We start from the raw sequence: 11791 nt of genomic DNA on the forward strand, positions 1-11791 counted from the left end.
TAAGGTTATATAGCGTTTCTCGCAGTTATGAGGTATTTTATTCTTTGACGTTGATTCCCTGTCTTCATGCAGCGCAGGGCTATTCCCTGTTCCCTGTTCCCTGTTCCCTATTCCCTGTTCCCTGTTCCCTAAAATCCGTAAATTGTGTACCTCATAGCTATGATAATTGCTATAATCTAGATTCAATGGTCTACATTCAATTGTTTTTCTAGACGTCGGCTGGCTGTAGACATGGCGTAACAAAATAACCAGAATAGGAGTCCGTCGAATAGGTAAACTTCTTGATAGGGGGTTTGAAATTTGGCTTGGGCAAAGATTGAATCACCGATACCAAGCAACTCTACTAGACCTACAACAAATAGGAGAGTTGTGTCTTGAAACAGACTAATAAACTGACCGACAATGGCAGGAATAACAGCTTTGAGTGCTTGAGGTAAAACAATCAGCCCTACCGATAGGGGAGTATTTAAACCCAATGCTTTGGCAGCTTCGATTTGACCTGTAGGTATAGATTGCAGTCCTCCTCGCACATTCTCTGCTAAGTAAGCAGCACTAAATAAGGTTAGACCGATTATTGCCCTTAACACCCGGTCTGGTCGCATTCCTTGTGGTAGAAATAGTGGGATAATTACTTGTCCCATGAACAAAATCGCAATCAGAGGTAGTCCTCGGATTAGCTCAATGTAAAGGATAGAGAAGCCGCGCACAACTGGTAAGGTACTTTGTCGTCCTAGGGCTAGTAATACACCTAGGGGAAAACAAATTAAAATACTAACCACTGCGGCTAAGAGATTCAGCAGTAAACCACCCCATTGATTAGTGGATACCTGTTTTAGTCCGAGTCCTCCTCCCAGAAGCCACAGGAAGATTAATAAAGCAATAAACCAAGCTAAAGGTAACCAATTACCCAATTTCGGTTGAGTTTTAGCAACCTGTTGTCCTCCCCAAGCACTAGCTACCAGTAAGACTAATATTCCTAACAGCAATAAGCGATAGGGAATTGCTACTGGAAATAGCACTAAGATAGCACCACTGATCACAATAGATATTAAGACATTGCGACTAAATAGAGTGGTAACATTTCTTGCTAAAACTCCCCAAGTTATCCCGGAGAGGAATACAATAATCCCCAGAATCAACCATGGACGCCAGTTTTCGGTGGCGGGATAGGTTCCTACAAAAAATAGACGGAAGTTCTCCTTAATAACATCCCACTGGGCTTCAGTGGTTACCCATATTATCAAGCCTTTTACGGTTACGAATAGAAACCATAAAACACTAACCGTTAGTATGCTATTATACCAAGTATTAAATAAATTTTTCTTTATCCAGGTAACTGGATTAACCTGTAGTTCAGGGGGTGGTGCTAGTTCAGGAGGTTGAGAATTAACAGTAGTCATTATCTAGTTATAAGTCAATAGTTAACCAATTAAGTTAACCAATTATCTTTCCTGCAATTGAACTGTCCGATTCAACAGATTCATCACGAAAGAAATGATCAGGTTAATGGTTAGATAGGTCAGGGGTATGATCACTACGATTATTTCTATTTCATGACCGGCTTGGTTGAAGGTGGTTTGAGCAATGGAGTAGATATCTGGGTAGCCAATAGCAGATGCTAAACTGGAGTTTTTGGCGAGGTTCATATACTGGCTGTTTAGGGAAGGGATAATCACCCGCAAGGCTTGGGGAAAAATAACTAACCGCATAGCTAAGCCTGACTTAAGTCCCAAGGATCTTGCTGCTTCCCACTGTCCCTTCTGTACTGACTCTATTCCAGCTCGGACAATTTCCGCGATAAACGCACCTGTGTAAAATACTAGACCAGCTAGTAAGGCACAGAACTCAATAGTTAGCCGGAGTCCGCCTTCAATATTACCTGTATCTATAACTTCTTGCGGTCTTTGCCAACCAAAACCGATGATGATAATTAAGACAGCAGCAATTGCGATCGCAATTAAAGCAATTAACTGCGGCTGACCGGATTGTGCTTGTTCTACCATCACTTTAGTGCGCCACTGCCAGATTAAAACTGCTGCGATCGCACCGACTAGCAAAACCACCAACCACAGAAACAGCTGGGTGGTGAAGGGGGGCCAAGGAATATAAATTCCCCGCTTGCTCAAAAATATCGACCCAGGTAACTGAATTTTTTCCGACAGTTTTGGCAGTTGGAAGAATACCCCAAAGTACCAAAATAGCAATTGCAGCAGCAGTGGTGTATTGCGCACTATTTCCACATAAAGCAGACTGAGCTTACTCACTAGCCAATTGTCAGAAAAACTAGCTATCCCGGCGGTAATACCAACAATAGTTGTCAGGATAATCCCAAACACCATCACCCGCAATGAATTGATCAGTCCGATCAATAAAGCATAGCTATAGGGGTCAGTGGCTTTGTAGGGAATGGGAGTATCGCCAATACCAAATTTGGCTTGATCTTGCAGAAAATCAAACCCCAATTTAATCGCTTGTCGCTGAATATTTCGGCTTAAGTTGCTGCCTAGCCATGCCACGACCGCAATCACCACTAGCACAAATAGGACTTGTATGGCAATGCGCCAAAATCGGTCATCTCGCCACAAAGGAGGCTTTTGACCTATATTGCTTGTCATTGGTTAGTTGTTTAGGTTGAAAGTTGGTTGGTTGAAGGTTGGTGGGTTGAAGGTTGAAGGTTGGTGGGTTGAAGGTTGAAGGTTGGTTGGTTAAAGGTTGAAGGTTGGTTGGTTGAATGTTGCAGGTTGGTTGAATGTTGGTTGGTTGAATGTTGCAGGTTGTAGGTTGGTTACAGGTTTTAGGTTTTAGGTTTTAGGTTTTAGGTTTTAGAGGCTGTTTTAAAAGTGTTGGATGCTACTCGAAACCGCTCCCTAGCCCCCCAAATTTGGGGGGAATTTGGCTCAAAGTCTCCCAGATTTGGGGGATAATCGTGGCTCATGCCAAACATTTGGTACTTCTCAAACATCCTCTTAGCTGGCTCGCGAGAAGCCCCGCGCTATTATAATCTCGCTCTTTAGCGTCGGGATGATAGCCCAACAAGGTCGGTCTGCTCAATTGTCAATTTGGAACTTTAATTTTTGACCAGCGTCTATAATTAACATAGTAGGTCAAGTCAAATTAAGAGCTAACCGCCACCTACGTTATCGAACCTTAACAACCACCGAATATGGGGTTCCACTCAGAAAAAGCAATTTAAGCTGTCTGTGGGTGGGTAAAATTCCAGCAGTACTTTGGAGACAGAACTCATTGTATTGTTCCGGCGCGGAGGGGCATCCCGTGTCGTTAATAAAGTAACCCGTGTATCCGTTCGCGCAGCGTCGGCGAAAGCCGATACCAGTGGGTGGAGTTGGTAAGAAGCCCGCGTTGTCCCGTTAGGGCAACGTCGGGAGTATGTCACGTTTACCGTTAACAGTCAACAGTCAACCTTGGCCAAAAGGCCACGCTACGCGAACAACCTACCCTTCAAGGGACGCCAAAGGCGAACAACCAACCAACCTCCAACCTTGGCCTTTGGCCACGCTACGCGAACAACCTTCAACCTTCAACCTCAAACAGTTAACAATCCCTTAACGGAAGGGTGGAGAATACAAAATACCCCCACGAGTCCAGAGGTCATTGAGACCCCGATTGAGTTTAAACTGAGAACTTTTACCCAAGTTCCGGTCATAGACTTCGCCGTAGTTACCGACGTGCTTAATCACTCGCGCTGCAAAATCGTTTTCTAAACCGAGACCTTTGCCTAAGTCACCTTCAACACCCAGGAAGCGTTTGACAGTGGGGTTTTGACTGTTGCTCATTTGTGCTACATTCGCCTTAGTAATGCCTAACTCTTCGGCTTCAATTAAGGCGAAAGTCACCCACTTGACTACATCAAACCAAGCGGAGTCATTATTAATAGTTACTGGTCCCAAGGGTTCCTTGGACATGGTAACATCTAGGAGTATATGATCATCAGGCTTAGGCAGAGTGCTGCGTTTGGCCAATAGTTGGGATTTATCAGAAGTCATGCCGTCACAACGTTCTTCGTCATAGGCAGTATAGGCAGGGTCTGCTTTCTGAAACACCACTGGCTCAAATTCGACACCTGCTTCCCGCATCTTGTCGGTTAAATTCAACTCAGTAGTGGTTCCAGTTTCCACACAGACGGATTTGCCTTGAAAATCTTTCAGTGTCTTAATCCCACTGTTTTTGCGCACCATCATGCCCTGACCATCATAAAAGGTAGTAGGGGCAAATTCTAAGTTATTGGTAGAGCTATCTCGGCTAAGAGTCCAGGTGGTATTGCGGGAGAGCATATCCACTTCACCATTCCGGACGGCGGGAAATCGCTCCGTGGAGTCAAGGTTACGGTACTCTACTGCTTCTGGGTCATCAAACAAAGCAGCAGCAACTGCTTTACAGACATCCACATCTAGCCCGGAGTACTTACCGCTCCCATCCACAAAGCTAAATCCGGGAATGCCACCGTCAACACCACAAATCAGCTTGCCACGGCTTTTGACTATATCTAAGCGGCTTTGTGTAGCGCTTGTCCCACCTCCTTCACAGGCTGTCAAGGGTGCAACTAATACTAGAGTGGCTAGTACCAGAGAACTCCATTTAGGCATAAGTTTTTTCTTGGTCTTGTTTTTTAGATAGACAACGGCCTCACGCGATCAGCTTACATGAGTTTCCGCTGCTTAAGCTTGCTTGCATTTTAGATCAAGTTGGTTAGATTACTTATGCAGCTAGATTAGTTATCTAGCAAGTAGGGAGTAGGGAGTAGGGAGTAGGGAGTAGGGAGTAGGGAGTCGGGAGTCGGGAGTCGGGAGTCGGGAGTCGGGAGTCGGGAATATGGCATCAAAAATTATCATAATTTCGACACGGATGGCTATCCTATCCGTCGGCTGCTAATGGGTAATTACAGTAGACTTCGCTGCAGTTGTCGGGAACTTCAGACCAGGGAAATTTAGTTATTGTAGTTATAAACTTTAAATTATAATTATTTTTAAGTTTTTTTAAAAAACTCAGGTGGTAATAAGCCGGACAGGCACGTAAAAAAAATAAGTATTTCTAGACTACAGGTAGTCCTAAATCACGACCAAACCTCAAGTCTTGGGATGTTCCGGTGCCTGCTCTGGATGCATCTGTGTATTCAGTAACGCCGTCACTGGCATCAGTGTAATTCTTAAGAAACTATTTTAATTATAATTATAGGTTATATTTTTGTTTATCCTATTTCTATATAAAATTCTGAAATATTACTAAAAATTACTTCCTGTAATGACAACTCCTCGATTGTATTTGCCGAAACCCCGAGAGGCGGTGGACAACTATCTCAGAATCATTTCAATCAATGATGTTTACGACATCAATAATTATCCCTACGTGGAAACAGTGATTAAATCCCTGAAGGAAACATCGGAAGATGCCATGGTGATTGCCTGCCTCAGCGGAGACTTTCTCTCTCCTTGTTTAATTACCTCCCTTGATGGCGGGAAAGCCATGCTGGACGTGCTCAAGGTAGTCAACATTGATTATATTTGCTTGGGCAACCATGAATTCGATGTGACCGTGGATGTCCTAGGTGAGCGTTTCAAAACCTACGAAGGGAAATGCTTAAATAGCAACATCTTGGACTTGCCAATTGTGGATGCCAGTGGTCAGCTGCTTCCGAAATATGACATTGTTGAAGTCGGTTCTCGTAGAGTTGCCTTTGCTGGATTTTGCACTAGTAAGATCAATACTTTCCGACCCGGGGCGAACATAACCATCCAACCCATCTTTGATGCGTTAAAAGAAACCTGGTCTGAGTGTTCCAATGACGCAACCATGCTGATTCCGCTGACCCATCAGACGATTGCCGAAGATCGGGAACTAGCCACGGGGATCGAGCAAGATGACCAACTTAGTGGTAAGGTTCCTGTAATTGTTGGGGGGCACGAGCATGAGATTTATATTGAGAAAATTGAGGGGAGTCTGATTGTTAAGGCTGGTGCTGATGCTACTAATGTGGTTGTTGTTGATGTCTGGTGGGATGCTTCCGAGCAGTGGCATAGTGCTGTTCATCTGTTGCCAGCCACCCATTTTGATGCCGATCCCAAGGTCCAAAAGTTTGTAGAAAGTACCGAAAATTTTCTAGGTTCGCTGATGGATGTGGAAATTTTTGAGGTGAAAGAACCCATGTCCTCTAAACGGATGCGATTCCAACCCGAAAAAGTGGCCTCAACCCTATGTTCTTATATCAAGAAAAGCTTTAAAAATGTCGATCTAGTTATGATCCAGGGAGGATCCTTTAGGGGTAAGCGAGACTATGAGAAGGGAGAATCGTTCACATATAGGGATTTGTTGGAAGAGATGCCATTGGATACCGAAATGGCCTTGATTCAGGTGCCTGGGTACATCTTACAAGAGGCGATCGCCGAAACTCGCGGCACGCCCGAGCGGGAAGCATCCAATTTTCTCCATGCCGATCTTGATGTAGTAGTTGAAGACTACCCCAGTCTGAAAATTGTCAGCATTAACCACGCCCCATTTGATCCCCAAAAGATTTACACCCTCAGTATTGTCCAATTCTTGCTGAGGGGGCTCGATCAAATCAAACCGTTGGTAGATTATGTCAACGCAAATGGAGGTGCTCCACCTTTGGAGCAATGTCTTCCAGGCCAAAACCTGATCGTAGAAAGCTGTATGAAAGATGCCTGGAGAGTCCTAATTAATTATGAGGAATGGGACGCCGATGGCGATGGGGAAATCACCAGAGAAGAGCTGAAACAGGGTGTCAAAAATGCCTTTGCCTTTCTCGATCAAAATCAGGATGGGTATATTTCCCCCGCAGAACTACGGGCAGCATTGGCAGAACGGACAGGCCGCATTCAGAAAGGATTAATCAGCCTGATGTTTGAGGTGTTGGATGTCGATAAAGATGGTATGGTATCGATGGATGAGCTGGCATCGTTAGCAATGTAAGGAGAACACAATGGTTAATTCCCAAGCCCGTCCCATTTATCGATACTGATGGGGGTGTTGATGATGCCCTCGCAATTATCATGGCCCTGAATTGTGAACAAATTGAGCTCAAATCAGTCACCGTGTTAGCTGGCAATATTGATTTCATCAAGCTGCTAATAATTTGTTGCGGGTGATTGACATTGTTCAACCAAACCAGCCTCCCCTAGTGGCAAAAGGCTGTGAAAAACCTCTGGTTCGTCCTCCCTTCAATGCTGCAGGCATTCATGGCTCCGATGGACTGGGAGAATTGCATCAGTTCAAAAATGCTGATGGCAGCCCAAGTATCCCCAACTTACCATGGAGCCTTCTTCAGAAGATGCTGTTGATGTATTGCTCAAAGCCGCCCAGGAATATGGCAGCGACTTGACCATTGTGGCTCTAGGACCATTGACCAATATTGCAACAGCTCTGCAGCGCGATCGCACCACCCTGCAAGATCAATAGATTATGTCTGGTTTCTACTCAGATCTTGCACCTGATCAGACAAAAATCAAAACTAAGCTCATGTAACCAAGGCATAAGTGTATCTAAATGATTGAAAATAGAGAGAAGCAAAATATGCGGTAAAAGTAAAATAAGTGCTTGTTGTGCACAATAAAACCCATCTAAATTATCCGATTTACCTAAGTGTAAATAAACCCAATAAGCCAACAAATAAGAAACTAAACACAGAATCAACCAACGGTAGACTCCAAGTCTTGTCTTTTGTCCAAAGCGGTGTAGGCTAAAACGATGTTTAGCTGTCTTAAAGAAACCCTCAATCTGCCATCTACGTTTTCCCCATCGAGCAATAGTTTTACCCTTCATTGGTTTAGTTGATATCACAAAACGTTGAATCATTTTGCCATCTCGTTTTAACCATATCCATGACAAAAAAACAGGTAATTTTAAACCATTCAAATAAACTTGTTGACCACGCTTTTTAATGTCTGAGACCTTACGACCATCAGTTAAAGTTCGATTTTTCCTAATCCCAACAATAGCATGGCCGGATTTTTGACGGATATTATCAATCAATTTAATTGTACCAAAAGCCGTATCACCAAGTACATAAACTTGAAAATTTTGAGTAATTTTTTTAGGGAAATTATTTAATAACTTCTGTGCTAATTGGGATGGGGAGGGAGTACCCTTACCCCTATAAATCCTGAAACTCCAAGGAATACGCCAATTTCCCAGGACTAAATACATCACTACAATGTGTAAACCTTTCTTATGATTATAGACTCGCACTAAGTTTCCTAGATGGGTAAAATTACCTACCTTTTCTAGGGTAGTTAAATCTAGGATTACTTGTAGAGTTGGTTTTCTTCCTCTTTTTCTTTGATCAAGAATAAATTTGATTATTAAAGAACGAACGGTACGAATTAAAGAACGGGTTGACCATTGATAATTATTTAAAAAACGACTAATAGCACTTGCCGATTTGGTTTGACAATGATCCGGAACAGAATTACCTTGCCCACAAAGGATTAATCCAAAAATGGATTCTAAGGTTTCTTGTTGATAACTAGTGGGCATTAATTGTTTTAAGTTTGAGATTAATTTTTCTACTTCTGGTAAAATCTTATTCAGGGTCTTTATCCTCCATTAATCTTAGAAAAGAGTTTACCACAATTCTCATGTAATCAAAAAAAATATCAATTCTAATTGAAGCCATAACTAAACTATTGATTATTTATATTTTTCCGTATAATCTGGGTCATTGAGTGTCATTAAATTATGGGATACAGAGGCTTTTTCAAGGTATTTGATTAGTTGTCTCTAACTCAGGGATAGAACTGCCTCTAATCCCCTAATAACAATAACTTCAGCCGTTCCTTCTCACAGCCACTTTTTTTGGTGCAAGATCTGAGCTATTCCCAATTCCCAATTCCGTCTCCCCACACTTCCCACACTTCCCACACTTCCCACACTTCCCACATTCTTCTCCCTCTTGCTAGCATGCCTATTGCCTATTGCCTATTGCCTATTGCCTCTTGCCTATTCCCTGTTCCCTATTGCCTATTCCCTGTTCCCTATTCCCTACTCCCTATTCCCTCTCACCACTGTCATCAAAAACTCCGCCAAGGTTACCCCATCGACCCCCAACTCACTCCGCTCCTGAGCCGCTAAAATTCCTGCTTGGGCATGCCACCAGGCTGCCGTTGCCACTATTGCCTCCAAAGGATGCTCAGACAGAACTGGCTGAGCCATCAAACCTCCCACTAGTCCAGTGAGCACATCCCCACTCCCACCTCGGGCTAGAGCTGGTGTACTTTCAGGAATCAGCCACACTGAGCCCATAGGATTTGCGATCGCACTCCTGGCTCCTTTTAACAACACCACAGACCGACTCAGTTGGGATGCCTTCCGCACGGCCTTGACTCGATCCGGTAACAGTTCTGCGGAATCAGGAAATAAACGTCGGAACTCTCCGACATGAGGGGTTAAGACTGTCTGGCCTGGACGCTTCAACAAAGTGGGAATAGTGATCAGTTCCGCTAGGATATTTAAACTATCCGCATCCAAAACCATTGGGCATGGGGCAGCTAAAACCCCTTGCACTATATCCTTAGCATCCTTTGTTAAACCAGGACCACATGCGATCGCATTATAAGTCTGATTTGAAGCGTGATAGCTACCAGAGGGTTGGTGTAACTTCTCTAACACTAACTCAGGCAAAAATGCTATAGCACCCGCCGTCGTTTCTGGGCAACCAATTACCACTGCTTCTGGCAAGTGACTGACCACTAGCAATTTGATAGACTCCGGTACTGCCATGGAAAGCATCCCCACCCCACTAGCCCGAGCCCCTAATCCCGCCAAAATTGCTGCCCCTGAATACTGTTTGGAGCCACAAATCAGCAACAGATTGCCCTGTTGGTACTTATGAGTTACCTTAGGGCGAGGTAAAGGTAAAAAATGTTTCGCAACAGTTTTTGTCACTCTGAGCAAATCTGGTGGCTCACCTAAAATTGACCAAATATCCTTGAGGGGAATACCAAAATCAATTAACTCAGCTTCACCAATATAATCCAACCCTTGGTCTTGCAGAAACCCCAACTTCCACAACCCTAAGCACAATGTCCGGGTAGCCCGAACCGCGATGCCCAAAACTTCCCCAGTATCAGTATGTAATCCCGAAGGTAAATCAATACTCACCACCGGTTGTGACCATTGATTCAACAGCTCAACCGCCTCAGCGATACTACCAGAAAGCGATCGCGTCAGTCCAAATCCGAACAAACCATCAATAATCAGGTCACACTCATACAGCGGTTCAATCTCGTCATAAAAAGGAATCCCCAAGCTAAGCGCATACCGAGCATGGTAGTCAGTCAATTCCTTCAGTTTCGACAAAGGACGGTAAATGTGGATCTCATACCCCTGTAAATAAAGTTCACGAGCAACAACTAACCCATCGCCCCCATTATGACCAGGACCAACTAACACACCCACTCGCCTCTTCTCAGCCCAGGGATAAAGACTTTGAATAGAGCGAGTAATCAATCCTGCCACCTTTTCCATCAAAGCTGCTACAGGCATCCCCGCCTCAAAGATGCGCCCTTCAATCTGACGCATCTGCTCAGCAGTTACCACCACTTGCTCAATTACTTCTCGCCGATTCTGAGACTCCATCAGTAGAATTTAGAATGTAGAATGTAGAATTTAGAATTATTGAATGTAGAATTTAGAATTATTGAATGTAGAATTTAGAATTTAGAATTCTGCCTTTTGCCTTCTTAATTCTGCCTTTTGCCTTTTGCCTTTTGCCTTTTGCCTTTTGCCTTCTTAATTCTTAATTCTTAATTCTTAATTCTTAATTCTTAATTCTTCATTCTGCCCCTACCGACCAAAATACACCCGTGCATCCCAACCAGCAGAGCGCAAACGATTACTCCAACGTTCTGCATCACCCCGCTTTTTAAACGGACCAACAGCAACATGTTTACCTCTTGGGGCATCTCGTTGGCTGACTAAATCCTGGGCAATCCCAATTTTAACCAATTCCGTGACCATCTCTGGTAACCTCTGAGCATTTCCAGGAATAGCCACAAAATAGCTCCTACCCCTGGATTCTCCTGAATCCCCTGGATTAGAACCAGAAGTGACAGCACCACGGTTCGCCAAATCTAATCCTGTTTCTGGATACACCAAACGGGAGCCATAGGTGATTGAGCCATCAGATGAGAAAGTTGCTATGTTGCTCAGATTTGTAGCACCATTATCAAATACTTGTTGTGCAATTGTTGTGATGCGGGCTGGAATTCCCAAAGCTTCCAAAGCCTGGAGACGAGACTGAGCATTGTAGCGATCCATAAATGTACCTGCTTGAATCACCCCCTCTCCCTCGCGCACAAACGCTTGTGGTTCAATTGCTTGTACTTGGGATAACAACCAATCACTATCACCCACCACATCAACCCGATAGAGATTAGCGATGGGTATTGATCTATTAGTTCTTGATGGATTAGTTATTGATCTATTAGTGTCGTTGACGTTTAACTCAGGTGGTAATGGTGTATTTGGTGTATTGCTTGGCCGATTGGGTGAGGCGGTTGGCAAAATTAAAGGGGAAGTATTAACCGATGGTAGAGAAGATGGCCTCATAGTTGGTAGAGGTTCCCCAAAAAATCTCGGTTCTGGTGAAGTTTGGGCACTAGCTGGCGTAAGGTCCCCCATAACTGTTTGCCCAGTCAGTAGTAACAGTAGCCAACCAGTTACCTTAATCAGTGTTTTAGGATTTCTGAATTGGTCAGACACTCTGATCATAATCGGTCTTGCTCTCTAGTAAGATGAATAGGTTATATCAATTTAAATT

At 43.8% G+C, this 11791-nt stretch carries 11 protein-coding genes; 5 read left to right on the forward strand and 6 right to left on the reverse strand.

Translation table 11 applies throughout. The annotated features are described in order from the left end of the window. Positions 1–182: 182 nt before the first annotated feature. Together BJP37_RS15500 and BJP37_RS15505 are read right to left on the reverse strand one after the other, a co-directional pair. Complete coding sequence (locus BJP37_RS15500; RefSeq protein WP_075900065.1) at positions 183–1400, reverse strand: amino acid ABC transporter permease; 1218 nt, start codon at positions 1398–1400, stop codon at positions 183–185. Between the two features lie 42 nt (positions 1401–1442). Then, a complete protein-coding gene (locus BJP37_RS15505) occupies positions 1443–2615 on the reverse strand; it encodes an amino acid ABC transporter permease (RefSeq protein ID WP_075900067.1) in 1173 nt (390 codons plus the stop codon). Positions 2616–3387: 772 nt separating this feature from the next. On the opposite strand from BJP37_RS15505, the gene BJP37_RS36635 reads away from it, so the two are divergent. Beyond that, positions 3388–3567, forward strand: a complete 180-nt coding sequence (locus BJP37_RS36635) for a hypothetical protein (RefSeq protein WP_143727634.1) — start codon at positions 3388–3390, stop codon at positions 3565–3567. On the opposite strand, the gene BJP37_RS15510 is transcribed toward BJP37_RS36635, so the two are convergent. Next, positions 3564–4604: an amino acid ABC transporter substrate-binding protein gene (locus tag BJP37_RS15510; RefSeq protein WP_075900069.1), complete on the reverse strand. Its 1041-nt coding sequence runs from the start codon at positions 4602–4604 to the stop codon at positions 3564–3566. The two genes, BJP37_RS36635 and BJP37_RS15510, sit on opposite strands and share 4 nt — an antisense overlap. A gap of 655 nt (positions 4605–5259) precedes the next feature. Here BJP37_RS15510 and BJP37_RS15515 point away from each other — a divergent pair. The 3 genes from BJP37_RS15515 to BJP37_RS41120 all read left to right on the forward strand — a co-directional run bounded on the left by BJP37_RS15515 (position 5260) and on the right by BJP37_RS41120 (position 7431). Further along, positions 5260–6945 carry an EF-hand domain-containing protein gene (locus BJP37_RS15515; protein ID WP_075900071.1) on the forward strand — a complete coding sequence of 562 codons (1686 nt, stop codon included), beginning with the start codon at positions 5260–5262 and terminating at the stop codon, positions 6943–6945. Between the two features lie 80 nt (positions 6946–7025). Further along, a complete protein-coding gene (locus BJP37_RS44590; protein WP_366510690.1) occupies positions 7026–7121 on the forward strand; it encodes a hypothetical protein in 96 nt (31 codons plus the stop codon). Between the two features lie 163 nt (positions 7122–7284). After that, positions 7285–7431, forward strand: a complete 147-nt coding sequence (locus tag BJP37_RS41120; protein WP_198954058.1) for a nucleoside hydrolase — start codon at positions 7285–7287, stop codon at positions 7429–7431. An 18-nt stretch (positions 7432–7449) separates the two neighbouring features. Here BJP37_RS41120 and BJP37_RS15530 read toward each other — a convergent pair whose 3' ends face one another. From BJP37_RS15530 to BJP37_RS15540, 3 genes are all read right to left on the reverse strand, one after another. After that, positions 7450–8508, reverse strand: a complete 1059-nt coding sequence (locus BJP37_RS15530) for a transposase (RefSeq protein WP_081431203.1) — start codon at positions 8506–8508, stop codon at positions 7450–7452. Positions 8509–9012: 504 nt separating this feature from the next. After that, positions 9013–10608, reverse strand: a complete 1596-nt coding sequence (locus BJP37_RS15535) for a bifunctional ADP-dependent NAD(P)H-hydrate dehydratase/NAD(P)H-hydrate epimerase (RefSeq protein ID WP_075900073.1) — start codon at positions 10606–10608, stop codon at positions 9013–9015. Between the two features lie 207 nt (positions 10609–10815). After that, entirely contained in the window at positions 10816–11367 is a 552-nt protein-coding gene (locus BJP37_RS15540) for an SPOR domain-containing protein (protein ID WP_158069605.1), read from the reverse strand. Positions 11368–11410: 43 nt separating this feature from the next. Here BJP37_RS15540 and BJP37_RS15545 point away from each other — a divergent pair, with 43 nt between their 5' ends. Further along, a complete protein-coding gene (locus BJP37_RS15545) occupies positions 11411–11761 on the forward strand; it encodes a hypothetical protein (protein ID WP_075900077.1) in 351 nt (116 codons plus the stop codon). Positions 11762–11791: the final 30 nt, after the last annotated feature.

The organism is Moorena bouillonii PNG (assembly GCF_001942495.1).
Taxonomy (GTDB): Bacteria; Cyanobacteriota; Cyanobacteriia; order Cyanobacteriales; family Coleofasciculaceae; genus Moorena; species Moorena bouillonii.